The organism is Halopiger goleimassiliensis, from assembly GCF_000455345.1.
In the GTDB taxonomy this organism is placed as follows: Archaea; Halobacteriota; Halobacteria; order Halobacteriales; family Natrialbaceae; genus Halopiger_A; species Halopiger_A goleimassiliensis.
In genome coordinates this window covers 2588026-2613205 of sequence record NZ_HG315690.1, presented here as the reverse complement: position 1 = coordinate 2613205, position 25180 = coordinate 2588026, and the positions used below count along the sequence as shown (strand labels likewise).

Annotated in this window: 29 protein-coding genes and 1 tRNA gene; 14 read left to right on the top strand and 16 right to left on the bottom strand. The window is 65.5% G+C overall.

Annotation, left to right across the window (positions count from 1 at the left end; genetic code table 11):
* Nucleotides 1-5 precede the first annotated feature (5 nt).
* Complete coding sequence (locus TX79_RS12840; protein ID WP_049927836.1) at nucleotides 6-848, top strand: polyprenyl synthetase family protein; 843 nt, start codon at nucleotides 6-8, stop codon at nucleotides 846-848.
* A gap of 12 nt (nucleotides 849-860) precedes the next feature.
* Here TX79_RS12840 and TX79_RS12835 read toward each other — a convergent pair whose 3' ends face one another.
* The 3 genes from TX79_RS12835 to TX79_RS12825 all read right to left on the bottom strand — a co-directional run bounded on the left by TX79_RS12835 (nucleotide 861) and on the right by TX79_RS12825 (nucleotide 4148).
* Entirely contained in the window at nucleotides 861-1970 is a 1110-nt protein-coding gene (locus tag TX79_RS12835; protein ID WP_049927835.1) for a DUF373 family protein, read from the bottom strand.
* A gap of 226 nt (nucleotides 1971-2196) precedes the next feature.
* Nucleotides 2197-3552, bottom strand: coding sequence for a metallophosphoesterase (locus TX79_RS12830; protein WP_049927834.1), 1356 nt, complete (start codon nucleotides 3550-3552; stop codon nucleotides 2197-2199).
* Between the two features lie 71 nt (nucleotides 3553-3623).
* The gene (locus TX79_RS12825) at nucleotides 3624-4148 is read right to left on the bottom strand and encodes a DUF2062 domain-containing protein (RefSeq protein ID WP_049927832.1); all 525 of its coding nucleotides are present in this window, start codon (nucleotides 4146-4148) and stop codon (nucleotides 3624-3626) included.
* A 104-nt stretch (nucleotides 4149-4252) separates the two neighbouring features.
* On the opposite strand from TX79_RS12825, the gene TX79_RS12820 reads away from it, so the two are divergent.
* The 3 genes from TX79_RS12820 to argS all read left to right on the top strand — a co-directional run bounded on the left by TX79_RS12820 (nucleotide 4253) and on the right by argS (nucleotide 7918).
* Nucleotides 4253-5248: a radical SAM protein gene (locus TX79_RS12820; RefSeq protein ID WP_049927831.1), complete on the top strand. Its 996-nt coding sequence runs from the start codon at nucleotides 4253-4255 to the stop codon at nucleotides 5246-5248.
* Between the two features lie 115 nt (nucleotides 5249-5363).
* Nucleotides 5364-5831 carry a hypothetical protein gene (locus TX79_RS12815; protein ID WP_154660520.1) on the top strand — a complete coding sequence of 156 codons (468 nt, stop codon included), beginning with the start codon at nucleotides 5364-5366 and terminating at the stop codon, nucleotides 5829-5831.
* 245 nt (nucleotides 5832-6076) lie between these two features.
* Nucleotides 6077-7918: an arginine--tRNA ligase gene (gene argS / locus TX79_RS12810; RefSeq protein WP_049927829.1), complete on the top strand. Its 1842-nt coding sequence runs from the start codon at nucleotides 6077-6079 to the stop codon at nucleotides 7916-7918.
* 147 nt (nucleotides 7919-8065) lie between these two features.
* Here the strand turns inward: argS and TX79_RS12805 are convergent, their stop codons facing one another.
* Both TX79_RS12805 and TX79_RS12800 read right to left on the bottom strand, forming a co-directional pair.
* Nucleotides 8066-8596 (bottom strand): hypothetical protein, encoded by a 531-nt coding sequence (locus tag TX79_RS12805; protein ID WP_049927828.1) that lies wholly within the window; start codon nucleotides 8594-8596, stop codon nucleotides 8066-8068.
* A gap of 404 nt (nucleotides 8597-9000) precedes the next feature.
* Nucleotides 9001-9846 (bottom strand): MinD/ParA family ATP-binding protein, encoded by an 846-nt coding sequence (locus tag TX79_RS12800; RefSeq protein ID WP_049927827.1) that lies wholly within the window; start codon nucleotides 9844-9846, stop codon nucleotides 9001-9003.
* A 164-nt stretch (nucleotides 9847-10010) separates the two neighbouring features.
* On the opposite strand from TX79_RS12800, the gene prf1 reads away from it, so the two are divergent.
* Both prf1 and TX79_RS12790 read left to right on the top strand, forming a co-directional pair.
* Nucleotides 10011-11270: a peptide chain release factor aRF-1 gene (gene prf1 / locus TX79_RS12795; protein WP_049927826.1), complete on the top strand. Its 1260-nt coding sequence runs from the start codon at nucleotides 10011-10013 to the stop codon at nucleotides 11268-11270.
* A 178-nt stretch (nucleotides 11271-11448) separates the two neighbouring features.
* Nucleotides 11449-13365, top strand: coding sequence for a hypothetical protein (locus TX79_RS12790; RefSeq protein ID WP_049927825.1), 1917 nt, complete (start codon nucleotides 11449-11451; stop codon nucleotides 13363-13365).
* Here TX79_RS12790 and TX79_RS12785 read toward each other — a convergent pair.
* The gene (locus TX79_RS12785) at nucleotides 13362-13607 is read right to left on the bottom strand and encodes a hypothetical protein (protein WP_049927824.1); all 246 of its coding nucleotides are present in this window, start codon (nucleotides 13605-13607) and stop codon (nucleotides 13362-13364) included. The two genes, TX79_RS12790 and TX79_RS12785, sit on opposite strands and share 4 nt — an antisense overlap.
* 272 nt (nucleotides 13608-13879) lie before the next feature.
* Here TX79_RS12785 and TX79_RS12780 point away from each other — a divergent pair, with 272 nt between their 5' ends.
* Nucleotides 13880-14602, top strand: a complete 723-nt coding sequence (locus tag TX79_RS12780) for a hypothetical protein (RefSeq protein WP_049927823.1) — start codon at nucleotides 13880-13882, stop codon at nucleotides 14600-14602.
* Between the two features lie 55 nt (nucleotides 14603-14657).
* Here TX79_RS12780 and TX79_RS12775 read toward each other — a convergent pair whose 3' ends face one another.
* From TX79_RS12775 to TX79_RS12755, 5 genes are all read right to left on the bottom strand, one after another.
* A complete protein-coding gene (locus TX79_RS12775) occupies nucleotides 14658-14969 on the bottom strand; it encodes a HalOD1 output domain-containing protein (RefSeq protein WP_049927822.1) in 312 nt (103 codons plus the stop codon).
* Nucleotides 14970-15204: 235 nt separating this feature from the next.
* On the bottom strand, nucleotides 15205-15528 hold the full coding sequence (locus TX79_RS12770; RefSeq protein ID WP_049927821.1) for a DUF7577 domain-containing protein: 324 nt from the start codon (nucleotides 15526-15528) through the stop codon (nucleotides 15205-15207).
* 172 nt (nucleotides 15529-15700) lie between these two features.
* Nucleotides 15701-16600, bottom strand: coding sequence for an acyltransferase (locus TX79_RS12765; protein ID WP_049927820.1), 900 nt, complete (start codon nucleotides 16598-16600; stop codon nucleotides 15701-15703).
* Nucleotides 16601-16778: 178 nt separating this feature from the next.
* Nucleotides 16779-17006 (bottom strand): hypothetical protein, encoded by a 228-nt coding sequence (locus TX79_RS12760; protein WP_049927819.1) that lies wholly within the window; start codon nucleotides 17004-17006, stop codon nucleotides 16779-16781.
* Nucleotides 17007-17084: 78 nt separating this feature from the next.
* Entirely contained in the window at nucleotides 17085-17870 is a 786-nt protein-coding gene (locus TX79_RS12755; RefSeq protein ID WP_049927818.1) for an SDR family oxidoreductase, read from the bottom strand.
* Between TX79_RS12755 and TX79_RS19365 the strand changes: the two genes are divergently transcribed.
* Both TX79_RS19365 and TX79_RS12750 read left to right on the top strand, forming a co-directional pair.
* On the top strand, nucleotides 17859-18086 hold the full coding sequence (locus TX79_RS19365; protein ID WP_154660519.1) for a hypothetical protein: 228 nt from the start codon (nucleotides 17859-17861) through the stop codon (nucleotides 18084-18086). The genes TX79_RS12755 and TX79_RS19365 overlap by 12 nt on opposite strands.
* 50 nt (nucleotides 18087-18136) lie before the next feature.
* Nucleotides 18137-18595, top strand: coding sequence for an NUDIX hydrolase (locus tag TX79_RS12750; protein ID WP_049927817.1), 459 nt, complete (start codon nucleotides 18137-18139; stop codon nucleotides 18593-18595).
* An 87-nt stretch (nucleotides 18596-18682) separates the two neighbouring features.
* Here the strand turns inward: TX79_RS12750 and rimI are convergent, their stop codons facing one another.
* From rimI to TX79_RS12735, 4 genes are all read right to left on the bottom strand, one after another.
* On the bottom strand, nucleotides 18683-19159 hold the full coding sequence (gene rimI / locus TX79_RS12745) for a ribosomal protein S18-alanine N-acetyltransferase (protein ID WP_049927816.1): 477 nt from the start codon (nucleotides 19157-19159) through the stop codon (nucleotides 18683-18685).
* 189 nt (nucleotides 19160-19348) lie between these two features.
* A complete protein-coding gene (locus TX79_RS20020; RefSeq protein WP_268257988.1) occupies nucleotides 19349-19477 on the bottom strand; it encodes a hypothetical protein in 129 nt (42 codons plus the stop codon).
* 4 nt (nucleotides 19478-19481) lie between these two features.
* Nucleotides 19482-19976, bottom strand: coding sequence for a ferritin-like domain-containing protein (locus TX79_RS12740; protein WP_049927815.1), 495 nt, complete (start codon nucleotides 19974-19976; stop codon nucleotides 19482-19484).
* A gap of 65 nt (nucleotides 19977-20041) precedes the next feature.
* Nucleotides 20042-20326, bottom strand: a complete 285-nt coding sequence (locus TX79_RS12735) for a DUF6360 family protein (protein WP_049927814.1) — start codon at nucleotides 20324-20326, stop codon at nucleotides 20042-20044.
* Between the two features lie 387 nt (nucleotides 20327-20713).
* Between TX79_RS12735 and TX79_RS19360 the strand changes: the two genes are divergently transcribed.
* Nucleotides 20714-21094 (top strand): hypothetical protein, encoded by a 381-nt coding sequence (locus tag TX79_RS19360; RefSeq protein WP_154660518.1) that lies wholly within the window; start codon nucleotides 20714-20716, stop codon nucleotides 21092-21094.
* 144 nt (nucleotides 21095-21238) lie between these two features.
* Here the strand turns inward: TX79_RS19360 and TX79_RS12725 are convergent, their stop codons facing one another.
* On the bottom strand, nucleotides 21239-21580 hold the full coding sequence (locus TX79_RS12725) for a hypothetical protein (protein ID WP_049927812.1): 342 nt from the start codon (nucleotides 21578-21580) through the stop codon (nucleotides 21239-21241).
* Between the two features lie 550 nt (nucleotides 21581-22130).
* Between TX79_RS12725 and TX79_RS19700 the strand changes: the two genes are divergently transcribed.
* From TX79_RS19700 to TX79_RS12700, 4 genes are all read left to right on the top strand, one after another.
* Entirely contained in the window at nucleotides 22131-22271 is a 141-nt protein-coding gene (locus tag TX79_RS19700; protein ID WP_195892498.1) for a hypothetical protein, read from the top strand.
* 97 nt (nucleotides 22272-22368) lie between these two features.
* Nucleotides 22369-23055 carry a DUF7119 family protein gene (locus TX79_RS12715; protein WP_049927810.1) on the top strand — a complete coding sequence of 229 codons (687 nt, stop codon included), beginning with the start codon at nucleotides 22369-22371 and terminating at the stop codon, nucleotides 23053-23055.
* A 75-nt stretch (nucleotides 23056-23130) separates the two neighbouring features.
* A tRNA-Lys gene (locus TX79_RS12710) sits at nucleotides 23131-23204 on the top strand.
* Nucleotides 23205-24853: 1649 nt separating this feature from the next.
* On the top strand, nucleotides 24854-25072 hold the full coding sequence (locus TX79_RS12700) for a HalOD1 output domain-containing protein (RefSeq protein ID WP_049927808.1): 219 nt from the start codon (nucleotides 24854-24856) through the stop codon (nucleotides 25070-25072).
* The last annotated feature ends 108 nt before the right edge of the window (nucleotides 25073-25180 follow it).

Below are 25180 nucleotides of genomic sequence, written 5' to 3'. Positions count from 1 at the left end.
GGATAATGGATCGGCTCGAGCGTCGCCGGGCGCTGATCGAGGAGCGACTCGTCGAGGTCGTCGACGGGATCGAACCCGAGACGCTCAACGCTGAAGTTCGCCACGTCGTACTCTCCGGCGGGAAACGGGTTCGACCGCTGGTCACGCTGCTTTCCTGCGAGACGGTCGGCGGAACCGCCGAGGAGGCGGTCGACTTCGGCGTCGGGATCGAACTGGTACACTCGGCCTCGCTCGTCGTCGACGACATCATCGATCGCTCGGAACTCCGCCGCGGAACGACGAGCGCCTGGGCCGAGTTCGGCCACGGGCCGGCGATCGTTACCAGCGACGGACTGCTGGGCGAGGCGTTCGCGCTCTTCTCGACCGAACCGGAGGCTACCCGCGTCGTCGCCGAGGCGATGGTCGAACTCGGCGTCGGCGAGGCGACCGAACTCGAGGCGAAACCGGCTACCGAGGACGAGTACATGACCCTGGCCCGACGCAAGACCGGCGCGCTGTTTCGCGCGGCGGCCGAACTCGGAGCCATCGCCGCCGACTCCGACCCCGTCACAGTCGAAGCCCTCGGCGAGTACGCCGAGCGCGTCGGGATCGCCTTCCAGATCAGGGACGACGTCCTCGACGCGGTCGCCGACGAAGCGGAGCTCGGCAAGCCGACGGGCCACGACGCCGCCCTCGAGCGCCCGTCGCTGGTCCAGGTGACCGACCTGACGCCCGAGGAGGCCAACGAACGAGCGCGAACCGAGGCCGACCGGGCGATCGACGCGCTGGAACGGGTCGACGGGACCGACCCCGAGAGCCGACAGTACCTCCTCGAGTTGGCGGAGTTCGTCGTCGAACGCGAACGCTGATCGCCCTCGCGGTTACGCGCCGTCGGGCGACGCCCCCTCTTCTGGTTCCGACTCGGCGTAACGCGACTCGAGCACGGCGAACGCGAGCGTACTCACGATGCCAAGCAGCGTGCCGGCGGTCAGGGCCGCTGCCAGATAGCTCACGTCGGCTCGATCGAGGAAGAAGGCGCTGACGGCGTGGAGCACGATGGCGATCGAGAGCACGTAGAATGGGGCGTTGAGGTAGCGCCACTCGAGGGTGCCGGCGATGTACTCGTCGGTGATCTGGCCGAGGCTGGTCGTGACGCCGGCCGCGGCGAGCCACTGGATCGACCCGTAGACGAGCGCCGCGAGCATCATCGGGACGCCGAGCTCCCCCCGCACTCCGCGCACGGTCTCGAGGGTTTCGAGCCCGTTGACGCCGCCCAGAACGAACAGCGCGGCGGCGACGACGTACGCGAGCAGCGTGGTCCGCCCGGCGTACAGCGACCGACGGACGCGCTCGACGGTCCGGTCGATGCGGTCGCCCAGTCCCAGGCCTCGCGAGATGAGATACAGCCCCAGCAGTGCGGAGGTGGTCCCGAGGACGAACCCCGGCATCTCGAGCGCGCTGCCGATCAACGCGAGCGGGTAGATGAGCAGCAGGATGCCCAGCGGGATGAGCACGGTCCCGCGGGTTTCGGGGTCGTCGAGCACCTGCTTGATGGTGTAGTACATCGACTCGAGGTTCTGGGCCTGTCGAACGACGACGCGGCGAACGCCGTCGATGGGGACCCGCGAGCGGATTACCGGGATGACCGACTCGTCCTGTGCGCCGTCGGTGATGACCAGCGCCGTGACGTCCTCGGCCGTCGAGAGGCTCGCGAGGACGGTGTCGACCTCGTTGCCGACCTCCCGGTTGGCGCTGACTTCGCCTTCTTCGTTGCCGGTGACGACGGCGACTTCGACGCTCTCGTCGCGTTCGTCGAGGTCGTCGTAGACGTGCAACCCCTGGAAAACCACGTTGACGTCGGAGTCTTCGGGGTCCGCGGTCGCCAGCGCGACGGCCGCTTCCTCGACGGCTTCGCGACCGATAACCGGCGTCGAGAAGCCGGTCTTGCGGCCGAGGTCGTCGTCGAGGTCGACGCACAGGACCAACAGCATCTGTCGGTCGTTCGAGCGCGGAGTATTTCCATCTTCTGGGGACGCGAAATCGCCGTGCGGGAGTCGACGAACGCGAGGACGCGGTCGGTCGTCGACGAGGGAGACGGTATCACCGTCGAGGGGGTCGACTCAGGGAACCCGTCGCGGCGGTGGTCACACTGAGTGTCGACAAAGCCGTCCCGCAGCGTCCGTGTGCGGACAGCGGACCGGTGAACGCGACCGGAGGTTATGGGGGGTTTTGGCCGACCGACTCCTCCGTCGAATCGGCCCGTCGCTTCGAGACCGGCGTCTCGACGACGGTTCCGTCGGGCAACTCGGGGTTCGGTTTCCGTCCGAGGGTGAGCAAGCGCTCGGTGAGGGTGAGTTCCTCCGGTCCGGGACTTGGCTTCTCGATGGCTTGATGCTCGATGGCGATGCCCTCGGACGCAGGGGCGATCCGAACGGCACACAGTTGGTAGGACGGGTAGAAGACCGGCGGTAGGAGCCCGGTGACGCCGTCACGGCGGTGGAGTCGCTTGAGCCACGTCCCGCTGTTGACGAGGACGCCCTCCTCGAGTTCGCGGATTCCGGGACGGTGGGTGTGGCCGTAACAGAAGATCGTCGCTGGACCGTCCGCGAAGATTTCGCGTGCGGCGTCTTCGTAGGGGGTCTCCGGATCGACCGTGAGATCGGTTTCGAAGAGGCCGAACCGGTCGATCGTCTTCTTGAGGTCCCGCCGAAGGAGGTAGACCGGGACGGCGATGAGCAACAGCAGTCCGGTAACGACGACGTTGATCGCAAGGACCGCATAGACGGCGGTGCCGGCCAGGCCGAACTGGCGCAGGAAGGTCTCGAACTGTTCGTTCGGCATCGACCAGACGCCGGCGACGTCGAGGCCCGCGAAGATCGCGATGAGGGCGCTGATGTTGAACAGCAGCAGAAACGGCACCAACGCGTACCGCATCACGGGGTTCATCTCCCGGTAGAAGTACTTGGAGGCGAGCCAGATCGGCATCCACTCGGTCGGCGTCACCGCCTGGACGTCCTTGAGCCAGTTGTAGCGCCCCCGCCCCCGATCCGAGAGCTGTCCCGCCCGACTCGTCACGAGCGTGTTGTAGTAGTAGCCAAGCGGTGAAGCGTGCGGGTTGCCCCAGTCTTCGATCCGATTGTTCGGATCGTGCTGATGGCCGTGTTCGAAGTGGATCGCCGTCTCACCCACCGGCCGGCTGATCGATTGTTCCTGCACGAGTTCGACGTTGTACTCGGCGAACCGGTCGACGTACTCGTCGTAGGCGGCCAGCTCGTGGTCGTGGTTGCCCGGCAACATCGTGATCGGGACGTTCTCGCCGGTCGCCCGCAACTGGTCGAACAGCTCGGGATACGTCTCCTCGAGCGCATCGAACTTCTCCATCCCCTCGACGGTCGTAAACTCCCAGAGCCCGAACGCGTCGCCGTTGATGACTAACTCGGCGTTCTCGTCGGTCTCCTCGAGTCGTTCGAGGAACGCGAGCAACTCGTCGAGAAACTCCACTTCCTCGAGTTGCTCGTCACCACCGATGTGAAGGTCGCTGATCACGTAGTAAACGCGATCGTCGTCGTCCATCGGTTTGGACGTACGAGCCCACGGTCATAGCTGTTGTTCTTGAGGTCCCGGCGGTTCGGCCGCCCGAGTCGTCAGTCGTCGGCCGGGTCCGCTTCGGGGTCGAGGACCTCGTCGGCGATCTCCTCGAGGGCCTCGTCGATCGTTTCGGCGACGGGCGAGGACTCGAAGCGTCGCGCGAGCCGATAGACGACGACGTAACTGAGGATCGTCACGATCACGGTCAGGATCAGGTTCCCGACGAGCAACCTGAGGAGTATTTCGGAGCCGGCATCGAGCGAAAAGCCGCCCGTCGAGACGCCCTCGACGGGTCCCAGCAAGACGACACCCAGGCCCAGGCTGCCGGCGTAGACCCCCCACTTCACCACGGGGTTGAACACGACGAGCGTGGCGAACAGCGCGAGTTTACTCACCCAGGTCGTGACGTGGAGGATGACGACGAACAACACGAGTCCGACCCCGAGCGTCGGCAACATCGTGATGAACGTTCCGAGGGCGAAACTGCCGGCGAGTTCGCGGGGCGTCCGCTCCTCCGTGAACGCTTCGCGGAGCTCCGCCCGGATCCGGTCGACGTGGCGATTCAGGTGCCCGTTACCCATCGTAGGTGGTCCATTCGAGAGTGGCGAAAAAACTCCTGTGGTGGTCTCGCACGGAGACGCGGTTTCGCACGCCTTTTGTGAGTCGGGCGTCTACGATGGGTCGAATGATCTCGAAGGGCTGTGAGCAGTGCGCGAAAGGCGGCAAGATGGTCCTATTCGTCTACGGCTACTGTGACCAGCGCGACTGCTTCTACTGCCCGCTCGGCGAGAACCGCAAGAACGTCACCGACGTCTACGCCAACGAACGACTCGTCGAGTCCGACGAGGACGTCCTCGAGGAAGCGCGGCGAATGGACGCCCTCGGCACCTCGATTACCGGCGGCGAGCCCCAGGAAGCCCTCGACCGGACCTGTCACTACCTCTCCCTGCTCAAGGAGGAGTTCGGCGAGGACCACCACACCCACCTCTACACAGGCATCACCGGCGGCCGGGAGAACATGCGCCGCCTCTCGGAGGCGGGTCTCGACGAGATTCGCTTCCACCCACCCTACGAACAGTGGGGCGACCTCCACGGCACCGAGTGGGAGGAGATCCTCTACATCGCCCGCGAGGAAGGGCTCACCCCCGCCTTCGAGATTCCAGGCATCCGTGCCGAGGAGGAGTTCCTCGAGTTCTTGGACGAAGGCGCGGCCGACTTCTGCAACGTCAACGAGTTCGAGATGTCCCAGGGCAACTACCGCCGGATGCAGGAACAGGGGTTCGAACTCAAGGAGGGCCACATGAGCGCCGTCGACGGGTCGCGCGAGGAGATCCTCAAGGTGATGGGCGACCACGAGAAGGTCTACTTCTGTACCTCCGTCTTCAAGGACGCCGCCCAGCACCGCCGCCGCCTGAAGCGGATGGCCCGCAACGTCCGCCGCGAGTTCGACGAGGTGACCGACGACGGCACCCTCGTCTACGGCAAAACGTACGCCGACCCCGAGCGCTTCGAGGAACTGGGCGTCCCCGAGGAGTTCTACACCGTCAAATCGAACCACGTCGAGGTCGCCTGGTGGCTCCTGGAGGAGATGATCGAGGAGGGCGACCTCGAGGAGGGTGAAATCGTCGAGCAGTACCCGAGTTACGACGGGCAGGTCGTGGAGCGGACGCCGCTGGCGTAAGGATAGCGCCCGTGACCGAACGCAGTGAGTGAGCGCAGTACAAGTAACGATGTGCCGACCGACGTGGACCGCTACTCCGACCAGATTTATAAATAATACAACTAAAAGTACTGTTGTGAGAAGGAGAAAACTTCTGGCGATAGGTGCTGGAGGTGCCGGTATCGGTCTGAGTGGATGCCTTTCGTATTTCGATTCAGAGGTGCAATTAGCGCTTCTCGAGGTTCAAAACGAAACTCTGGATGAACGATCGGCCGACATTCGTGTTCTAGACGGGGAGCAACAAATACAGGAATATGAGGTCACTATCGGTCCTGCAGAACGGATCGATGAGGACGTTAGAGTGCCTACTGCTACCACCGTAGAGTGTGGGTGGGATACCGAACCGAGAGAGTTTTACTTAGAAGCACGATTGAACGAGGAGTGGAAAACAGTCGATGTGGCTTCGGAGGCGGATGGAGATTGCGTTTACGCGGGCGTTCAAATCGTAGAGGAGGACTTCTTTTTCGTGCGAGTACGCTCCTGTGAAGAGCTTGATGAAGACAGTAACATCTGTTCGGCTTTTGAAGACGAACTCGAGTTTTGAGGGTGTGGTCTCTCCGCTGGAATCTCATCACCGGACCGTCCAGGTAGTGCAGTTTGAGAAGCGAGCGGATCGTAGAGCTAGTTCGACTACGACGCTCGCTGTTCTGTTCGACGAGTGCTACGCGGCGACCCCTCGAGTTCTATTAATGGTGGTTATATTGGCTAATTCCTTCACAAAAAGTGCTACGGGATCGAATGCGGGCTAGAGACGATACCCCTTTACTCGAGCCCTGAATACGGGCGGGTATGTTCCTGGTGCTACGCGCGGAGGTCGAGGACGCCCTCGAGGGGGCGCTCTCCGCCCTCGACTTCCCGACCGACGATCTCGGGATCGAAGAACCGCCGGAGGACGTCGAGAGCGTCCTCGCCTCGAGCGTGGCGTTCCGACTGGCGGGCGAGGCCGGCGCGCCGCCGCCGCAGGTCGCGGGGCAGATCGCCGACGAGATCGACGTCGACGAACTGACCTACGTCTCCGCGGTCCAGACGGAGGGACCGTATCTCAACTTCCTGCCGAGCGACGCCTATCTGGCCGAGACGCTCGAGACCGCGACGGACGAGGACTACGGCGAACTCGAGGACCGCGAGGAGTCGGTCGTCGTCGAGCACACCAGCGCGAACCCGACGGGGCCGGTCCACGTCGGCCGCGCGCGCAACCCGATCATCGGCGACGCGGTGGCGAATCTGCTCGAGTACGCCGGCTACGACGTCGAGCGCCACTACTACGTCAACGACGCTGGCCGGCAGATGGCCGTCTTCACGTGGGCCTACGAGACCTTCGACGAGGACGACCTCGAGGACGACCCAGAGCGCGACCGCATCGAGTACGATCTGGTGCGCTACTACCGCACGGGCAACGCCTTCCTCGAGAACGGTCCCGACGAGGAGGTCGCGGAGGCCGAAGCCGAGATCGAGTCGATCATGCAGGGCTTAGAGGAGGGCGACGACGAGACCTACGAACGGGTCAGCGAGGTCGTCGATCAGGTGCTCTCGGGCATGAAAGCGTGTCTCGAGCGCCTGCCCGCCGAGTTCGACGAGTTCGTCAAAGAGACCCGATTCATGCGCAACGGCGACACGGACGACCTCGTGGCGCGACTCAAGGACCTCGACGAGGCCGTCTACGAGGAAGACGCCTGGCAGCTCGACCTCGAGGACCACGGGATCGACAAGAACCTCGTCTTCCTGCGCTCGGACGGCACCTCGCTGTACGCCACGCGGGACCTGGCCCACCACGAGTGGAAGTTCGACAACTACGACCGCGCGGTGACGGTGCTGGGCGAGGATCACAAACTGCAGGCTCGCCAGCTGAATACGACCCTCGAGCTGCTGGGCAACGACACCGACCAGCTTGAGCAGGTCATCTTCTCGTGGGTCAACCTCCCCGGCGGACTCGGGATGTCGACCCGCGAGGGGACCGGCGTCGACCTCGACGACCTGCTCGACGAGGCGATCGACCGCGCACGCCAGGAGGTCGAGGACCGACTGGACGACCGCATCCGCGACGACGACCTGGACGCCGAGGACATCGAGCGCATCGCCCACCAGGTCGGGATCGGCGCGGTCCGCTACGACATCGTCGCCAAACAGCCGACGAAGGCGATCACCTTCGAGTGGGACCAGGCGTTAGACTTCGAGGCCCAGTCCGCGCCGTACGTCCAGTACGTCCACGCCCGCTGCTGTGGCATTCTGGAAGAGAGCGCGGCGCAACGCGCCGCGGAAGACGCGAGCGGGCAAAGCCCGCGAGCGGCCGGCCTGGATCCCGAGACCGACCTCGCCGGCCAGGGCCTCGACCTCGAGTCCGTCGACGCCGGCGTCCTCGAGACCGAAGCCGAGCGGGACCTGCTCGAGACCATCGCGCGGTTCCCGGCCGTGATCGAGGAGGCCGCCGACGACCTCGAGCCTCACCGGATCGCGACGTTCACTCGCGAGTTCGCGGACCGGTTCAACGCCTTCTACCGCGAGTGTCCGGTGCTCTCCGACGACGTCGATCCCGCCGTCAGGGACGCCCGCCTCGCGCTGGTGGCCGCCTCGAAGCACACGGTCGCGAACGCGCTCGACGTTCTGGGGGTCGAGGCACCCCGCTCGATGTAACGCGGGAGCACTCGTTCGATCCGGAACGTTCGTCCGTCGCGTCCACTCGAGGGGGGACGGGCGATCGATGCCGTCGCTCACCGGGGATATTTACCGGGGAGAATCGACAGGGTCGCGCCGTCGCGGCCGCGAACGGCCCGATGGCGCTTACGATTTGGTGTTGACGACTTTCTCGCCGAACTGCTCTTTCGTCAGTTCGTCCTCGAGAAGCTGGACGATCCAGTCGACGTCGATGTAGACCGCGAACACGCGACTCCCGTCGTACTCGACGACGACGTCGATCTCGTCGGTAGCCGAGGCGAACTCGTCGACGTCGATTACCGCGTTCGCGAGCCCGTCCGCGAGGTCCTCGAGTTCCTTGTGCAGGAGTTCGGTGTCCGTCGTGTCGGTCTCGACGACGACGCTGAGGGTGTTGGGGTCGTGGTCGACCTGTCGAACCGTCAGATGATCGCTGCTGACGTCTTCGACGCCATCGATGCCGGGAAGGTCGTTCACGTCGTCTTCGACGTCACCAGTATCGTCGTCATCGCTGCCGTAGTCGTCGTCATCGTCGTCGAACCCACTCTCGTCGTCATCGTCGTCGGTGGGTGATTCGTCGCCCGTTTCGTCACCGGAACAGCCCGCAAGCACGGTCGCGAGCGCCGCTCCGCTGCCAAGGAGGATCTTACGTCGCTCCATGCTCGACCGGTCGAGGGACTGGTGAATTAGTAATTAGCTCGTACTCTCTCGTCTCGTGATTCGTTTTGTCGGCCGATAGTGGAAGGTCAAAATCGGGGGATAGAGGCCGCGACGGCCGACATATGGCCGGAAAGAGTCAGTACTCGAACCACGACAGTAACGACCCGAACACAGTCATCGAACGGAGACCGTTTCGCATCGGTGGTAGTCACCGGTTTCGACAGGATCAGTGGACTCGAGTGGCGAACGGCCCGGTCCAACCCGTGCCTACCGAACGGTAGGCGGTGACCACCGGTCCGCGAACGGTCGGACGGCCGGGCGCGGACTCGGACCGTTCTCCCGAGTTCCCGATGAGTCTCCCACCCGGACCGTGGTCTCACCGGAACCGCGTCCGGTCGACCGTCTCAGGAGTCGGATTCGGCTTCGGTGATCGCGCTCGAGACGTCGTCGTGAGCGGCCTCGGACTCTTCGTCGTCGGCATCGTCGGCGTCGTCGTCCGACTCGGTCGTGGTGGTCTCGGTCGCCGATTCGTCGGGAACGTCGACGCCGGCCAGTTCGGCGGCGATCCGACGGTAGGCGACGGCCGCGGGACTCTCGGGTTCGTAGACGACCAGCGGCGTCCCGGCGTAGACGCTCTCGCGGGCCGCGCCGTCCTCTGGGACGGCCCCAAGCAGCGGGATGTCGAGTCGGTCGGCGATCTCGTCGTAGGTCACGTCGGTGTCGGGGTGGATGCGGGTGACGACGAGGCCGGCGACCTCGCCGCCCGCGTGGGCGGTCAGTTCGATGGTCTTCTCGGAGTCCTGCACCGACGCGGGTTCGGGCGTCGAGATGACGATGACGGCGTCGGCCAGGCCGAGGGGCAACACGGTTTCGTGGCTGATCCCCGCGCCCACGTCGAGGAAGACGTAGTCGTACTCCGCGCGCAGTTCGTCGATCGCGTCCCGGAGCCCTTCGGGCGAGGTTTCGGCGTAGTCGTCCAGTCCCGTCCCGCTGGGGACCGCGACGATGTTGTCCGCCAGTCGGTACGTCGCGTCGGCGATGGACGCGTCGTGTGCCAGCACGTCGTGGAGCGTCGTCGCGTCGGGGGTGAGGCTGACGAACCCGGCCAGGTTCGCCATCCCGAGGTCCGCATCGACGATGGCCACGCGCTCGCCGGCCTGGGCCAGCGCCGTCCCGAGGTTGACCGTCGTGGTCGTCTTGCCGACGCCGCCTTTCCCGCTCGCGATAGCGTAGACCGTCTCGTGAGACATGTTCGGATATCCGGACTGTGGAACGGCAACACTATAAAACGTCACCTCGAGAGACGCCGTCTTGACGACGGGAACGGACGCAGCGGCCGATAGGCTCTTAACGAAGCGATTACGGTGGTGCCGTGTCAAAGAATACTTACCCGCAGCACCGTTTTGTTCGGACAATGAGCCAGGAGGCCGAGCGGGAGCAGTCCGACCGGAAGAAATACGAGTTCCGGAAAGTTATCGAGGATCTCAAAAACTACGAGGGCTCCGGCACGCAGCTCGTCTCGATCTACGTTCCCGAAGACCGACAGATCAGCGACGTCCAGCAACACGTCACCCAGGAACACAGCGAAGCGTCCAACATCAAGTCCAAGCAGACCCGAACGGCGGTCCAGGACGCGCTGACGAGTATCAAAGACCGACTGCGCTACTACGACACGTACCCGCCGGAGAACGGCATGGTCCTGTTCTCGGGCGCGGTCGATTCGGGCGGCGGCCGGACCGAGATGGTCACCAAGGTGCTCGAGAGTCCGCCCCAGCCCATCCAGTCGTTTCGCTATCACTGTGACTCCGACTTTCTGACGGAGCCCTTAGAGGAGATGCTCGCCGACAAGGGCCTGTACGGCCTGATCGTCCTCGACCGGCGCGAGGCCAACGTCGGCTGGCTGAAGGGCAAGCGCATCGAGGCCGTCAAATCCGCCTCGTCGCTGGTCCCCGGCAAACAGCGCAAGGGTGGCCAGTCCGCCCAGCGATTCGCTCGCCTGCGACTCGAGGCCATCGACAACTTCTACCAAGAGGTCGCGGGGATGGCCAACGACCTGTTCGTCCCCAAGCGCCACGAACTCGACGGCGTGCTCGTCGGCGGTCCCTCGCCCACCAAAGACGAGTTCCTGGACGGCGACTACCTCCACCACGAGATCCAGGACAAGGTGCTGGGCAAGTTCGACGTCGCCTACACCGACGAGTCCGGGCTGAAAGACCTCGTCGACAACGCCGAGGACGCCCTGGCCGACGCCGAGGTGATGAAGGACAAGCAGGTGATGGAGGAGTTCTTCGAGGAACTCAACGCGGGCGAGTTGGCGACCTACGGCTTCGAGCAGACCCGCGAGAACCTCGTGATGGGCGCGGTCGACCGACTGCTCATCAGCGAGGACCTCCGGAAGGACGTCGTCACCTACGACTGTCCGGAGTGTGGTAACACCGACCGCGAGGTCATCGACCGCCGGAAGGCGACCCCTGACCACACCTGCAGCGACTGCGGTACCGAACTCGAGGCCGACGAGGACGACCGCGAGGACGCCATCGATCACCTGATCGAGATCGCCGAACAGCGCGGCACCGAGACGAAGTTCATCTCGACGGACTTCGAGAAGGGCGAACAGCTGTACAACGCCTTCGGTGGCTTCGCCGGCCTCCTGCGGTACGATACCGGAATCTAAGGGTTTTCGACGCCGATCTGCTACTCTCATCGCGCTCTCGAGACCGCAAAGCGTGAGCGCTACGCGATCGTTCTCACCGTCGGACGACGCACTTCGAGCGCCGAGGACCCGGTGAACGCCCGATTGACTCCGTAACGATCGATCGGTTTTTCGACCCGATACTCGCCTCGCTCCCGGTATGGGGGAAGGTACTCCGCTGCGACGAACCGTCCTCGGTCTCGTCGCCGGAACCGCCGTTCCGATCGGCGGTGCCGTCGCCGGCACGGAGGATTCGGCCGCCGACGTCACCGTCCGAATCCTCGAGACGTCCGACCCGGTGCGTGCGGGCGACCGACTCGTCGTGCGGGCGGCGATCACGAACCGGAGCGACGCCGCCGTCACCGACGACGCGGCGTTGATCGTCGGGGACGATCCGGACCGGGTCGACGCCCGCTCGGTCACGCTCGGGCCGGGCGAGACGACCGTCGTCACCCTCTCGTTCGAGACGGCAATCGTCCAGCGGGACCAGTCGTTTCCCGTACGGGTGGCCGTCGGCGACCGGTCGGACGCCCGCCAGGTCCGCGTGATCGCGAACGGCCCGGCGGTGTCCGTGCGGATCGTCGGGACGAACGACCCGGTCGACGCGGGCGACGTCCTCGAGGTCGTCGCCGCGGTCGAGACGGACGCGTCGACGACGGCTGACCTCGCGTTCGTCGTCGGGGAGGAGCCGACGGTCGTCGACCGGCGATCCGTCTCGCTCGAGGCGGGCGAGCGCGAATACGTCGAGTTCGCCTTCGAGACGTATCCCGTCGAGCACGACGACGAGTTCCCGGTGCGGGTCGAGACCGCGACCGACGCGGTCGAGCGAACGGTCCGGGTGTTCGGCACCGCGGGGTCGGGCCTCGAGCGACGACGGCCGCCGGAGGAGGCGATCACGATCGAACCGGGGACGGCGGTGCTGTTCGAGGTCGATCCGGCCGGGGCGGTCGATCACACCGACGTCGCGTGGGACGGCGACGGTGAGCCGCCGCCCGGAACGCCGCTGGCGGTCGATTACACGTCGGCGACGGGGTGGCCCGCGGCGTTTCGGCAGTTCGACGCGCCGGGGACGTACGCGGTGACGGCGACCGGTCCGGACGGGGAGACGGTCGGGTGGACGGTCCGCGTCGAGAACGGCGGCGCGAGCGCGCCGACCGTCGAACTGGCGGTCGATCCCGGGCCGGACGCACGCGTCGGCGTGGACGATCCGGTGGTGTTCACGGCCACGGCCGCCGCCGACGCGCCGCTCGCGCAGGTCGTCTGGGTCGAGGGCCAGAACCTGACGGTGCCCGCGGTGTCGCCCCTCGAGGGGACTTACGACGTCGCAACGCTGTCACGCTCGCCGCCCGGATGGGTCAGCGCCGGCTATCCGACGAGCGCGTTTGCAGTGACCGCGGCGGGGCTCGTGAGCGAGGTAGCGACGATCGAGGGACCGGAGATCCGGCCGCCCGTCGACGTCGAGATCGTCGCCACGAACGACCCCGTGGAGGGTGGCGCAAGACTCGAGGTCGTCGCCGAGGCCACGAACGTCGGGGGCATGATGATGGTCGGCGATCCGACCCAGGAGCTACGGCTGATCGTCGGTCACGACCCGGAACTGGTCGATACGGCGACCGTCGCGCCGGCGTGGAACGAGACCGAACGGGTCACGCTCGGATACGAGACGTATCCGGTTGCTACCGACGACGAGTTTCCCGTTCGCGTCGAGGGCGCGGACGACGCTGCCGAACGGACCGTTCTGGTGCGTGGAACCGATGGGGGTGGCGGGGAGCCGGCCGTCGACGTCTCGATCACGGCGACGAACGCGCCGGTCCAGGCGGGCCGACCGCTCGAGGTGACCGCCGTCGTCGAAAACGCCGGATCGGAGCCGATCGACCGGGAACTGACGCTCGTCGTCGGCCACGATCCGGAGGTCGTCGACTCGAGGACCGTCTCGCTCGCGCCGGGCGAGCGTCGCTCCGTGACGCTTGGGTACGAGACGTATCCCGCGGCGCGGACGACGACGTTTCCGGTCGTCGTGGAGGCGGCGGGAGCGACGGCACGGCGGTCCGTGACGGTGATCGGGACCGAGAGTTAGAGCGTGCCGCGGAGGTGGACCGCGTCATCGGTGATCTCCGCGATGCTCCCTTCGTCGAGGGGGTGAGCGTCCTCGGTCGGGTCGCCCCAGCCGAGTTTCGCCTTGATCGTGTCCGTGAGGCTCGGATCCGGATCGACGTAGCCGCGCCCGTCCTCGACCGCGACGAGGCGACCGACTTCGGACCCGTCGGTATTCAGGACGCGTTTCCCCTCGTCGGCCTTGGTGAGCGACTCTCGAGTCATGGCTACCACCACCTCGGTCCGCGGTCCGCACGCGACGCCGTGTCCGACGTGTCGCGCTGGCGGGGCTATCGGCCGATCGCGACATAAATCGGCGAAACCGTTGTCGTCGAATACGAACCGTTTCCCCCGGTGGCGTCGGTAGGCGACGGCTACAGCCCCGACGCCAGTCTCTGCGGAAGCGAACCAACCGACGGCTCCGTACCGGGTGCCGTCGGTTGGGGGAACGTCCAACGGAAGGGTTATGCCGCTAGTCGCGTATTACCAGTCGATCAATGGCCGACTTCCCCGCTTCGTTCGACGACCCCCGGATCACCGAGCAGTTCTGCCGTCAGGTGTCCGGCCCCTCCGACATCTCCCTTCTCGGCGTCGTCCACGACCACCCCGCGAGCGTCGCGCGCGTCCAGCGGGTCCTCGAGGCGACCGACCCCGACGTCCTGGCGCTCGAGTTGCCCCCCGCCGCGGTCCCGCTGTACCGGGCCTACGCCCGCGACGGTAACGACCGGCCGCGGTTCGGCGGCGAGATGAGCGCCGCCATCGCCGCCTCGGACGCCGAGGTCGCCGGCATCGACGCCCCGAACTGGTCGTTCGTCCGCCGTCTCGTCACGCGACTGGTGGCCGATCGGGCGTCCCCGGCGACCGCCCGCCGCGTCGTCTCGAGCCTCGGCGGGGCGACGCGCGAGGCGCTGGCCTGCCGCGTCGCCGCGACGCTGACCCACGCCACCTCGATGACGGTCACCCGCGACGACCCCATCGAGTACGATTGTAGCCACGACGATCCGCCGGCCCGCCAGGCCGAGCACGAACGCTCCCACGTGGCGACCGTCCAGGCGCTGCTGGGCAGCGTCGACACCGACGGCTCCGCGCTTTCCTACCGCGACGAGACGCGCGAACGGTGTATGATCGACCGGCTCGCGGACCTGTGCGACCGCGGCGACGTCGTCGCCGTCGTCGGCGTCGACCACCTCGACGCCCTCGAGTCGGGGCTGGCCGAATAAGCCGCGAGCGGGCCGCTGTAGTTCTCTTCTCTCCGGTCGAAAAGCGAACGTAAAGTTACCGGCGGACCGGCGGTTCGACGAGGATCTCTCCCTCGGCGGTCACCGTGACGTGGTGGTCGTCGACGACGAACGAGAGGCGACCGCCCGTCCGTGGCGTCCCGTCGTACTGGGGTCGAAAGAGGGCGTCGAGTGCGTCCGGATCGACCGCATCGTACAGCGAGATCCGTCCCGCGGTCGGATCGACTCCCATGCAGTCGGCCAGCGCGTGGACGACGGTCGTGCTCAGCGTCGCCGGGCCGTCGGGGTCGTGAACCGCGCGGTACACCGCTCGAGAGCGAGACGAAGTCGGAGATGGTGCGTCGTGCATACGAGTCGTCGTCCTACCTCTCTCTCCCTCGCCATCAAAAGCGTAATCGTTGGTTACCTACGAAACAGTCAGGACCGAACGACAGTCACTCCGACGGACGTTTCGTGAGGCTCGTGGTCCCGACCCGGGAGAAGGGGCGTTTTTGAGGTAATCGGAGATTACAGTCGACGGACCCAGGGGTGGATCGTCCGCAGGGATCCAGGTTGGGGGCCGACGATGTCCGTCGGACCGCAGGTCAGTGGTGCAGCGTCGAGACGCAACGCCAGCAGTAGGTGAACGTCTGGTCGGCCGCGTTTCGGGCACCGCAGTGTGGACAGCGGATCGCCTCGCCGTCGACGTCGTGGCTCTCGTCGGCCGCCTCGAGGTCCCCGTCGTCGTCGGTCGCCCGGGGAAAGCGGTCGGGGCCGGGCGTGGCGTGTGATCGGCCCCGGTCGGGATCGGCGAGCGACGGCCGACTGACTCCGTCGTCCTCGTTGCCGCGGACGTACACGTAGTACAGTACCAGGTGCAGGAGGGCAAACAGCACCGCGTAGCCGATGAGCCAGCCCCAGAGCTCCATCAGTGTGGCATTCGTTCGCAGGGCACTTGGTTGTTCCCCGGGTTGGCGGGGAAGACAGTCACGAAAATCGAACGACGGGCGGCCGGTCGGCGGTCATACGGTTTACTGTAAGTCAGTTCCGGCGCAACCCGGCCCGGGCGGTTGCGCCGGAAACTCGTTACAGTACTCCGTATCAGTTCGGCGGGTGCAACTCGCGCTCGAACTCGTCGAAGACCTCGAGGTCGTCGGGGAGGTCGTACTCGATGCGGCGCTGGTCCTGCCGGTTGACGCCGGCCTCCTCGATGGGCGTGGCGACGTCTTCCCAGCCGGGTTTGATCTTGACGCTCTTGGCGGGCATGCCGACTGCGATGTGGTGGGCGGGGACGTCGGTCTGGACGATGCCGCGAGCGCCGACGATGGCGTTCTCGCCGACCTTGCAGCCGGCGCGGACCATCGCGTCGTAGGTGAGGCGGACGTCGTCCTCGACGATGGTGTGGTAGTTCCGTACTTCGGTCTGGTCGACGACGTCGTGATCGTGGCTGTAGACGTGAACGCCATCGGAGATGGAGACGCGGTCGCCGATGGTGAGTTCCCCGCGGTCGTCGAGGTGGACGTCGTCGTGGATCACCGTGTTGTCGCCGACGGAGATGTTGTGCCCGTAGGTGAACGTGATCCCCTTGAAGAAGCGGCAGTTCTCCCCGCACTCCGCGAAGAGGTGGTCCGCGAGCATCCGCCGGAATCGGAGCGCGAACTCGACGTTGTCCGCGATGGGCAGGCTGTCGAACTGCCGCCAGAGCCACTGGAGGTGTTTCGAACGGCGGAACTCGTCTTCGTCTTTCTCGGCGTAGTACTCGCTCTCGAGGGTGGTGTTACACGGGTCGTAGCTCTGCAGGCGGACCCGTTCTGCCGGCGAGACGTCCGCACCCGCTTGCCAGCGCTCGTAAGCCTCGCGATCGCCCGAGAGGTCGAGCAAAACGTCCTCGACGACGGCACAGGTGTCCTCGTCGCTCGAGAGGCGCTGGTCGACCTCGTCGATGAACTCGCGCATCCCCGCCTCCGCGTCTTCGGGGAGCGAGACGTGCCGCTTTGTCATATCACGTGGTATAGCCCGCCTACCTCATAGGGGTTCGGTTGTTCGTCCGTCTCGCCGGGGTGTGGCCGGTGACGCGGGTGATACCGCTACAGCGACGGTGCTCGAAGCACGGACTCCGTCCGTCGAAAACAGTCGATCCTCGACAGTGGCCACGAGCGATCCGTTCGTGTGTCCCGTCTCACGGGTCCGGTTCGGCCTCGTCCCACTTCGAGAACAAAAGCGCCGGGAGCGCGATCGCACCGACGAACAGGGCAGTGCCGACGACGGCCGTGCCGATCGTCAGCTCCTGTGGGTCCGAATGAACTCGAACGACGGTGACGAACGCGGTGACGACGGCGGCGACGACGGCAGTCACGACGACGCCGAGTAGCACCGTCTCGTGGGACCAGCGGCGGCTCTCGTCCATACCGAACGTGCGAGCCACACGTCCAAGAAGCGTTCGGAGGAGGCCGGTCCCGACCCAGCGATCGGTCGCTCACCCGTCTCAGCCGTTCCCGAGTCGACGCTCGAGCCACTCGGCCCACGTCGTCGTGCCGACGGTCCGATCCGGACACGTCGCCTCGCCGGACCGGAAGCCGGACGCGACCGCTCCCGGGATCGGGAGCCTGACGATCGGCCGGCGGCGTCCCGTCGCGGATCGATACGCGCGGGCCAGGTCGCCGACCAGCCGCACTTCGGGGCCGCCGACGGGGGCCACGCGGCCGGCGGCCTCGGGTGTCGCGTGCTCGACGATGGCCGCGGCCGCCTCGCCGGCGTCGATCGGCTGGAGGGGGACCGCGGTCGGCAGCGGCCACACCGGGAACCACGCGATCGACTCGAGCAGGTCGAAGACGAACGCGTGAAACTGGGTGGCGCGGACGACCGTCGACGGGACCGAACTCGCCTCGACGGCCCGCTCGGCCGCCAGTTTGTACTCGTAGTACGAGTAGGGAATCTCGTCGACGCCGACGATGGAGACGTAGACGAAATTCGAGACTCCGGCATCCGCGGCCGCCTCGAGCAGCCGTTCGGTCCCGCGGACGTCGACCGCCTCGGTATCGCCCCGTGGTGCCGTCGCAGCGTGGACGATCACGTCGATGCCCTCGACGGCCGCCTCGAGGCCGGTTCCCGCCGCGAGGTCCAGTTCGACCCACGCCGCGTCGGCACCGCGGTCCTCGGGCGGTGATCGACTCCCGGCCCGGACGTCGTGGCCCGCCTCCAGCAGGCGGGGAAGCAGTTCTCGCCCGAGCGTTCCGCTCGCACCCGTTACCAGCGTTCGGTGGTCGCCCATCGTGAGACACTGTCGACGCCACGGACCGAATCAGTACCGCTCGATCGGTCCGTCTGCGGGTTCGAAGTCGGCCTCCAGAACAGCGGGCTCGCGGTCTCCGGGCCGACGCTCGCGACGCCGTTCACCCGGATCGACGGCGACCCCGTCTCGGAGTCCGAACCGGCGATCGCCTCCGACCGACTCCCCGGCCTGATCGAATTCCCTTACCCACCTTAAATCCGTACGAGGATACGCTTTTCAGTCCGAACGGTGTGTGATACTGTATCGTGGAACAGGTAACGCACGTCCAGAAGGCGTGTGCCTACGTCACCCGCTCGACGGGCGAACTCCTCGTCTTCGACGGCCCGGGCCACGACGCCCTCCAGATCCCGAAGGGGACCCTCGAGCCGGGGGAATCGCCCCGCGAGGCGCTCTTTCGGGAAGTCCTCGAGGAGACCGGCCTCGGGACGTTGAACGGCGTCTCGCACCTGACGACCGACGTCTGGACGCGACGGCGGTCGCCGCCGAAGCGGTACGTGCGCCACTTCTTCCACGCGACGGTCCACGAACCTCGCGACGGCTGGACGCACGTCGTCACGGACGGCGGCGAGGAAGACGGCGCGGCGTTCGAGTTGTTCTGGATCGATCCCTCGAGTGCTGGGGAGTTCGCGCTGGATCTCGACGCCTACGTCCACCTGTTGCCGTCGGCCGACGGCGCGGAGACGGCTGCGACGGCGTCGGACTGATACGGATTACTGTAACGATGTACCGGCGCACCCGCCACCCGGGTCGCGGGTGCGCCGAAAATGACTTACAGTAAACCGTATGACCGGCTACTCGAGTTTGCGGATCATCACGATCGCATCCTCGTCGTCGGCGTAGTAGCCGGGCATCAGGCGTAAGGGTTCGAAGTCGAACTGCCGATAGAGCCGTTTGGCTCGCTCGTTCGAGCGACGAACCTCGAGTTTGACGGTGTCGGCCCCGTGGGCCGCGAGAACGGCGATCGATCGCGAGAGGAGGGCAGAGCCGATCCCGTCGCCGCGATGGTCGGGGTGGACGGCGATGTCCTTGACGTGGCCGAGGCGACGGCCGGCCGTCGGCGTCACGTCCGAGACCACGTAGCCGGCGACTTGCCCCTCGCACTCGGCGACCAGGAAGCCGGGTTCCCCCAGCAGGTCGTCGAAGGCGTCGTACGGCCAGGGGTGGTCGAACGACGCGTTCTCGATGCTGACGACCGCGAGCAGGTCGGCCCGCTCGGCCCGTCTGATGACCGGATCGTCCTCGGCCTCCTCGGGAGCCCGTATCGTCACAGCGGTCCCTAACGGGCCGACGGTAAAAGAACTACGTGTCCGACCGGAGGACCGCGAGCGTCGGCGAGGTCCCCACTCGCCGTCGCTATCCCCTCGTTCGATGCGTGCCGTGGATCTCCCCTCGAGTTCGTCGCGTGCCGTGGGTCTGGCGTCGTTCTCTCCTCGTGCTACTCGATCCGCGTTCCCGGTTTACTCCTCGTCGTCTTCCGCTTCCGCGTCGTCTTCGTCGATGGTCGTCGTCGGTTGTTCGTCTTCGGTGCCGCCGTACTGGCCCTGCTCTTCCTCGTGGGGGCCGTCGTCCGCGGAGTCGTCGCCCATCGAATCACTCCGCGGGGATGGCGTCCATCTCGTAGGACTCGGTCAACTCTTTCAGTTCCTCGAGGGCGTCCTGTTCCTCCCGGAGGTTCTCCTCGAGCAGGTCTGCGGCGTCGCCCATTCCGAGCTGGTCGGCGAGGGGGATCAGGTTGCCGTAGGCCGCGATCTCGTAGTGTTCGGTCTTCTCGGCGGCGGCCATGTTGTGGTAGTCCATCACCTCCTGGGAGGGATCCATCGAGGTGAACTCCTCGTACTCCTCGATCAGGCCCTCGATGCCCTCGCACTCCTCTTTCTCGGGCGGCTCGCCGAACGTCTCGAAGACCTCCTCGAGTCGGTCGATCTGGTCTTGAGTCTCCTCGCGGTGCTCGGCGAACGCGCTCGCGATCTCCTCGCGTTCGGTGTTCGATTCGAGGTCCTCGAGGGCGTCGAGCAACTGGTGTTCCGCGTGGTAGATGTCCTCGAGGCCGTGCTCGAACAGGTCCTGGATGGTGTCCATGCTCATGAACGGATCGAGCAACGGTTCACCGGCCGGGAGAAAAAGCCGGCTCCCTGCGACGGCAGGTGCCGCTAGGCTTCCGAGTCGGTCTCGACGCGATCGGCGTACTCCTCGAGATCGGACGCGAGCGCCCGGGCCTGGTCGGGCGTCAACTCGAGTTCCTCCATGTGCTTGGGGAGGTACTCCTCGCGAACGTTGTCGAGTTCGAACTGGAGGCGAACGGCCTCGGGCTCCTCGTCGTCGGCCGTCGCGTTCACGACGGCGATCGACTCCCACTCGAACGTCTCGCCTCTCGCGGCGGCCTCGACGTAGTCGAGGGTCGTGTACGCGTTGACCGTCATCAGTCGGTCGGACATGGTCGTGGCCTCGCGCCCGACGTACTTAGTGGCCGTGACGGGAGTCGCCGGCGACCGTCCCTTCCTCACGTACTTGTACCTGCACGCGACGGACTCACGCGGTCGCCGGACCGAACGTGACTACCGGCCCACCCTGCAGACGGCCGGTGATCTCCGTGAGTCCAGATACAGCGCTCCTCGAGCGAACCACGTCGACGGAGCCGGTCGACTCGACCGACGGGGCACGGGAACGATCTGATACGGCTGAATTCAGGGTGGAAACGCGAATTCCAATGTATCGTCTCGTCAACTGATTTATGTGGATGTGTTTCTAATCATATCGGTGTGATCCGTCGTCAATTAATCGCCTCGTTAACTGTCTTGGGTGCTGGTTTGTTACCTGGTTGTATGGAGTCACTATATAGTCAGGAAAACGAATTGAGGATCTCCGATATTAGTATCATCAATAAGTATGGGGAGGAAGTTGAGATATCTGCAAAAATATCAGAAGATGGGGATACCATCACTGAAACTAAATGGCGGGTAACTTCCGGAGAAGATACACCACAAGCAGGATCTATTCCTGAATCAGACGTTCCCACTAGCCAAGGCAGATATCACATTGCGGCTAATATATCTGCGGAAAGCTGGGATGCAGAAAAAGACGTCCACACTACTGATTTTGAAGGTGACAATCTCACACTCCTCTGGGTGATTAGCAACTCAAATGAGGATGGAACAAGGCCAACTATTCAATTGTTAGCTGACCAAGGTTCGGTGGGAAGGTAGATGCTAAAGGATTAGCCAAATGCAATACCTTGGTTTGATGATTGTGGAGGGTAGAAGCGTGTCATCTACTCGAGGACAGAGATATTGAGACACTCACAATGGCTCGATCAGTTCGAGCGTGTCGTCCAGGGCCTCGGTGACGTGTTAGACGAAACGGCGGAACGTCTCGAACGAGAAGCCCTCATCGGCGGGGACGATCCGGAGCGAATCGGTGTGGCTCTCCGTTTTTAGGAACTCGTTCGTCTCGTCGTCATACACCTTCGTCCGGACGTAGCTCTCGCTGTCGGGGTCGACCTCGGTGTCGCCGTCGATGAACGCGTCGTCGTGACCGTCGATCGCCGCTTGCACCTCGCTCGCCGGCCCCTCGAGTGGCTCGTCGAACGCGAACGCGGCCGGCGTGGCGGTCGGAATCTCGCCCGTCGGGGCGGTCTGGACCATCTCGAACCTGGAGGCGTCGAACGCCTCGCGAAGCGCCTCAGTGTCCATCGCCGGTCACCTCCCGCTGGACGAACTCGGGCGCGTCCTCGAGACAGACGAGGTTCGACCGGGAGACCGACGGCCCATCCCCGGCCCGTCGTCGCCGTAGACGTTCTCGAGTGAGACCTCGTCTTCGAGCCCGGCGAGCCGATGGACGACGACGCGTTCTTCGCGGTCGTCGAGGACGAACTCGACCGTGCGGGGGTTGACGCCGAGCGGCCGTAATCGCGGGTCGTTTCTCGCCACTCGAGGACCGTTTTGCCGCTATCGGCGAACGTCAACGTTCGACACAGTGTCGGAACTCGTGTCGATCCCGTCGTCGGCCGGCCCACGGTTGAGCGTGGCGAGTGACGACCGACGATGGACTCCGCCCGTGGGGTGGCCTCTGTCGAGCGACGGGGACCGGGCGGTGGTCGGGTCCGATCGATCCTCGATCCGCGACGGCCCGGTGCCGTCCGGACGGCTCCGGGATAGCGGTAAGTCTCACCGATACGGGGGAGTACGGGTATCCATTGCGTGCGGGAGCGGGCTTATGCGGGTTGAATTCGTATGGGCTGGTATGACCGACACGGCCGACTGTAGCCCGGAGCCGGACGACGAAGAACTCGAGGAGCGGGCGGACGCGCACCTCGAGGACGTCGAGGAAGGGGCCGGGTGTACGGAGATCTGGGAACACCTCGCCGAGAAGCGCGAGGAGTGAGCAGCCTCGGGTCGTCGATCACTGTCACGCATCGTAGGCCCGTGTGATATTCGCCCAGGTAACGATCTTTTTAACGCGGTGCGTCCTACATCGTTCCATGACCGAGGACCGGCCCGGCGATCGATCGCCGGATCGCGAGCGATCGATCCCGACGGACCGCGAATCACCGGTTGGCGCGCCCGTCATCCGCGGTGACGAATCGGTGACCGGACAGCGCGCCCGCGAGGCGGTCCAGTTCGACCCGACCGATCCAGAGAGCCTGGCCGACGCTGCCGAGATCGTTACGCAGTTCGCCACGGAGGCCGGCGAGGACGATCACCTCTACATGCTGCGCGGGGCTGCCGCCTGTGCCGCTCTCGTCCGGGGCGAGGGTTCCTACAAGGCCGCGGCGGAACGCGCCGGCGAGGGGGTCACCGTCTCCTTCATCCGCAAGTGGGCTCGCGTCCACGACCTCCCGCGGTCGGTCCGCAAACAGGTCGCGCTGGGCCGGATCGCGCCGACCGCCGCCAAACACATCGCCCGCGTCAGCGGCGAGTCACGGCTCCTGCTCGCGTGGGCCGTCCTCGACGGCGACCTCACCGTCCGCGAGGTTCGCAGCGTCGCCAGCACGATCAACGACGGCGTCCCGATCGCGGACGCACTCGCCGACCACGACGTGACGCTGGGGCGACTCGAGGTGACCCTCTCGCCGTCCACGTACCGCGATCTGCGTCGCCAGGCCTCCATCGACGACGTAGCCCCGGGCGACCTCGTGACCGAGGCGCTCGAGGAGTACCTCGAGTAAGTCGTCGACGTCCGCGGGCCGGCGTCGTCGCGGAACAAAAGCGTTTAATCACCGCTCCCCGATACGTCCACTCGAGGGCCGGTAGCTCAGTCTGGCAGAGCGTCTGGCTTTTAACCAGACGGTCGCGTGTTCAAATCGCGCCCGGCCCGTGTGGATCGAAAGAGCTTCGCTCTTTCGTCATCGCGAAAATCTTCGATTTTCGAAGACAACGAACCGATGAGCGGAGCGTGGCGTGAACGGAGTGAGCGCCACGCGACGGCGAATCGGTGAGTGAACCGGCAGGCACGATTTGAACGCAGGGAGGTCGCAGCCCCGGACCGGCCGAGCGAAGCGAGGCCGCACGCCCGGAACGTCCGACCGTGTGTTCAAATCGCGCCCGGCCCGCTTTTGCTCCGAGCAATGACGCGAGGAGCAAAGCGGCTACAGCGATTTGAAGTAGACGAGTCGCAGCCCGGGAAACGAGCGAAGCGAGTGACCCGGAACGTCTCGGCGTGGTTCAAATCGCGCCCGGCCCGCTTTTACTGGCGAACACATCGAGAACGGAGTGACTGGTTGGACTAAGTATTGCAGGTGGGACCATCTCGAAAGCCCTCGCCGCTGTCGCGGTCGCTCAGCGACATATCCGCGCAAGCGCGGATAGGGGTCGCTGAAGCGACTACATAAACGCGACAGCGGCTCGCCCTTTCAGTCCACCAGGACCGCGGCCTGCCCTTCCCCGGGTCGCTCGAGCCCGCACGGAGTGCGCGGACTCGCGCGTCCCGGCCTCGCCGCACGCCTCGAGGTCCTGCGGCCCTCGCAGCGCCCGGCCGGAGTGTCGTCCACCGTGCGAGTGCTGACGTCCTCGAGCCTCGGTTTTGCCCGCCCATTTGGGCTGCGCCGACGATCGTGGTGCGAACGCGAGTCTTGGGCAGCGTCTCGCAGCGGCACTCGAGTATTCCGTATCCGCCTGTCGTGAACACGGGCTGATCTGACGGGCGTGGTTCGGTTTCGCACTGGCCAGTAGTCGATACCGGTTCGTGAATTCAGGTATGGAACGTTCCACTGGCGGTTGCTGCCCGATGTCGGTTCCGGATAGGTGAACACAGCGAAACGGTGTTCGTGTTCATAGTCGGGAACCCACTGTTCGCGGCGCGCAACCCCTGGCGGTCGCGTCGAGACTCGCTTCTCGAGGCTGTGATTTCCCTCCTAAGCGGACTCGTCAACATGGGTTATCGAGGTCCCGCCCACCCCCAGGGCTGCCGCAGGGCCTACTCATCCGTCCAGTATCGGCCGGCTCGTCTTTGCGCTAGCGCGGCGCGCGCTCTGCGCGCCGCGCAATTGCCCTGCCCCCTTAGGGGCACCGTGGTGTCCCCTACAAACGGAGCAAATCATCGCTCGAGGTCGCCGCCCAACGTAACACGGAGCCGAAACTGATCAACATCCTAACGTTCTTTACGGTAGATTGCGTATCGAACAGACGCGCACGAAAGTGCGCATGGAGCCGGAGTGCCCAGCATCCAACCATGCACTCCGGCTCGTACGCTGCCCCCGCGTAGCGGGAGCAATCCACCATTGGCGTTGGCGAAATAAAGACCTGCCGACGTTCCGTCGACCCAGTCGCGACTGTCGTCGACTCGCTCGCTGGGTTGCGTTCTGCTACGCCGGGACCACGGTACGACACCAGACATGGTCTCGAGCATCACCATCCACTGCGACTGTGGCACGGCGATACGCATCGCATCGACGACCGACCCGCCGAGGTGTCCCGACTGCGAGACGGCGTTCGAACTCTCGCTGATCGAACACCCCGACGGTGACCATGCATCCGGCACTCGTCACGGTACTCGATCGTATCGCGGCCCGTGAGGGCTGCGATCGGTCGTCCTTGCCGCCGCTGTACGAGGCCGTCGATCCTGACGCGGTGATCGCCGTCCTCGAGTCGAACCCCGCCGTCACCGTTCGCTTCGAGTACGCCGGCTATCGCGTCGAAATCGGCCCTGGACTCGAGGGGGCGACGATCGTCGACGAGGACCGGTGACCGATCGATTTCGAGGGCGGCGGCGCGCCCAGTCGCCCCTCTCGAGGAAGTGACGAGGGGGGAGACGCGCCCAGACAAAAGCCATTTGAGAGCGCCCCCCGTGAGTAT

Bases quoted from the DNA above. Each gene is read 5' to 3' on its own strand.
- TX79_RS12770 (WP_049927821.1), bottom strand. From the start codon at position 15,528: ATGGAGCTCTGGGGCTGGCTCATCGGCTACGCGGTGCTGTTTGCCCTC.
- TX79_RS12800 (WP_049927827.1), bottom strand. From the start codon at position 9,846: ATGTCTCACGAGACGGTCTACGCTATCGCGAGCGGGAAAGGCGGCGTC.
- TX79_RS12735 (WP_049927814.1), bottom strand. From the start codon at position 20,326: ATGTCCGACCGACTGATGACGGTCAACGCGTACACGACCCTCGACTAC.
- TX79_RS19360 (WP_154660518.1), top strand. From the start codon at position 20,714: ATGGAGTCACTATATAGTCAGGAAAACGAATTGAGGATCTCCGATATT.
- TX79_RS12830 (WP_049927834.1), bottom strand. From the start codon at position 3,552: ATGGACGACGACGATCGCGTTTACTACGTGATCAGCGACCTTCACATC.
- TX79_RS12835 (WP_049927835.1), bottom strand. From the start codon at position 1,970: ATGCTGTTGGTCCTGTGCGTCGACCTCGACGACGACCTCGGCCGCAAG.
- TX79_RS12790 (WP_049927825.1), top strand. From the start codon at position 11,449: ATGGGGGAAGGTACTCCGCTGCGACGAACCGTCCTCGGTCTCGTCGCC.
- argS (WP_049927829.1), top strand. From the start codon at position 6,077: ATGTTCCTGGTGCTACGCGCGGAGGTCGAGGACGCCCTCGAGGGGGCG.
- TX79_RS12805 (WP_049927828.1), bottom strand. From the start codon at position 8,596: ATGGAGCGACGTAAGATCCTCCTTGGCAGCGGAGCGGCGCTCGCGACC.
- TX79_RS12825 (WP_049927832.1), bottom strand. From the start codon at position 4,148: ATGGGTAACGGGCACCTGAATCGCCACGTCGACCGGATCCGGGCGGAG.
- TX79_RS12765 (WP_049927820.1), bottom strand. From the start codon at position 16,600: ATGACAAAGCGGCACGTCTCGCTCCCCGAAGACGCGGAGGCGGGGATG.
- TX79_RS12755 (WP_049927818.1), bottom strand. From the start codon at position 17,870: ATGGGCGACCACCGAACGCTGGTAACGGGTGCGAGCGGAACGCTCGGG.
- TX79_RS12785 (WP_049927824.1), bottom strand. From the start codon at position 13,607: ATGACTCGAGAGTCGCTCACCAAGGCCGACGAGGGGAAACGCGTCCTG.
- prf1 (WP_049927826.1), top strand. From the start codon at position 10,011: ATGAGCCAGGAGGCCGAGCGGGAGCAGTCCGACCGGAAGAAATACGAG.
- TX79_RS12725 (WP_049927812.1), bottom strand. From the start codon at position 21,580: ATGGACACTGAGGCGCTTCGCGAGGCGTTCGACGCCTCCAGGTTCGAG.
- TX79_RS12760 (WP_049927819.1), bottom strand. From the start codon at position 17,006: ATGGACGAGAGCCGCCGCTGGTCCCACGAGACGGTGCTACTCGGCGTC.
- TX79_RS12840 (WP_049927836.1), top strand. From the start codon at position 6: ATGGATCGGCTCGAGCGTCGCCGGGCGCTGATCGAGGAGCGACTCGTC.
- TX79_RS12820 (WP_049927831.1), top strand. From the start codon at position 4,253: ATGATCTCGAAGGGCTGTGAGCAGTGCGCGAAAGGCGGCAAGATGGTC.
- TX79_RS12700 (WP_049927808.1), top strand. From the start codon at position 24,854: ATGCATCCGGCACTCGTCACGGTACTCGATCGTATCGCGGCCCGTGAG.
- TX79_RS12780 (WP_049927823.1), top strand. From the start codon at position 13,880: ATGGCCGACTTCCCCGCTTCGTTCGACGACCCCCGGATCACCGAGCAG.
- TX79_RS20020 (WP_268257988.1), bottom strand. From the start codon at position 19,477: ATGGGCGACGACTCCGCGGACGACGGCCCCCACGAGGAAGAGCAGGGC.
- TX79_RS12740 (WP_049927815.1), bottom strand. From the start codon at position 19,976: ATGAGCATGGACACCATCCAGGACCTGTTCGAGCACGGCCTCGAGGAC.
- TX79_RS12775 (WP_049927822.1), bottom strand. From the start codon at position 14,969: ATGCACGACGCACCATCTCCGACTTCGTCTCGCTCTCGAGCGGTGTAC.
- TX79_RS19700 (WP_195892498.1), top strand. From the start codon at position 22,131: ATGACCGACACGGCCGACTGTAGCCCGGAGCCGGACGACGAAGAACTC.
- TX79_RS12715 (WP_049927810.1), top strand. From the start codon at position 22,369: ATGACCGAGGACCGGCCCGGCGATCGATCGCCGGATCGCGAGCGATCG.